This is a genomic window from Desulfovibrio sp. OH1186_COT-070, assembly GCF_003860215.1.
Lineage (GTDB): Bacteria > Desulfobacterota > Desulfovibrionia > Desulfovibrionales > Desulfovibrionaceae > Desulfovibrio.
The window spans coordinates 1-970 of the sequence record NZ_RQYH01000101.1 but is presented as its reverse complement, the minus strand read 5'-3'; the positions used below and the strand labels follow the sequence as shown (position 1 = coordinate 970).

General features: G+C 55.2%; 1 pseudogene and 1 CRISPR repeat array. The pseudogene reads left to right on the top strand.

From position 1 onward, the window contains the following. Positions 1 to 83: pseudogene (locus EII23_RS12030) on the top strand (IS5/IS1182 family transposase); the annotation flags it as partial. 48 nt (positions 84 to 131) lie between these two features. Beyond that, positions 132 to 879: a CRISPR direct-repeat array (repeat unit 28 nt; unit sequence GTTATCCGCCGCGTAGGCGGTTTAGAAG). Positions 880 to 970: the final 91 nt, after the last annotated feature.

The window sequence follows — 970 nt, the reverse complement described above, 5'->3', positions numbered from 1 at the left end:
CTACGCGCTACGCAAAACGAAGCCTTTCCTTCCTTGCCGCCGTGCAAATCAGGTGCATCTCATTGTGGGCAAAAATAATTTGACGACACTATCTAGAAGGTCTGCGAAATGCTGGAGGAACGCCTGGGCGCGTTATCCGCCGCGTAGGCGGTTTAGAAGAATGTCGGCTATGTCGTCGCGATGGCACAGGAGTTATCCGCCGCGTAGGCGGTTTAGAAGAAGGGCTTTTGCGGCTTCAGCGGTCGTAAAATGTTATCCGCCGCGTAGGCGGTTTAGAAGACTTACTATGCAGACGGCCAAAGGGGCCAGTAGTTATCCGCCGCGTAGGCGGTTTAGAAGGTTTGGCAGGTGGATAATTCCAATTTTTCGCCGTTATCCGCCGCGTAGGCGGTTTAGAAGATTGTGCGTCCGTCGGAACCGCTGCTGTTGCTGTTATCCGCCGCGTAGGCGGTTTAGAAGTAACGCTTGGGCTGCTTCAGTCGCTGTAAAATGTTATCCGCCGCGTAGGCGGTTTAGAAGTCGACCAGTTATTGAACGCGCTGGCCGGGGGCGTTATCCGCCGCGTAGGCGGTTTAGAAGCGTCATTGGGCAAGGCGGGCAAGGGCCGCGACGTTATCCGCCGCGTAGGCGGTTTAGAAGCAGAGCGGCAGCCGCCTCCGCTGTAGTAAAATGTTATCCGCCGCGTAGGCGGTTTAGAAGCAGAGCGGCAGCGGCTTCGGCGGTCGTAAAATGTTATCCGCCGCGTAGGCGGTTTAGAAGAGGGTATCCGAGCTTTGGTGCAGGAGCGCCTTGTTATCCGCCGCGTAGGCGGTTTAGAAGTCGTTGACCAGTTGTTCGGCGCACACAAAGATGTTATCCGCCGCGTAGGCGGTTTAGGCAGTGTAGTCACGAAATTGTCTAAATTTTCATTTTGTGGCACAGTTCGCTTGTCTTCAACCGTAAGCGAGGAACATATGCCCACAGCAGCCCA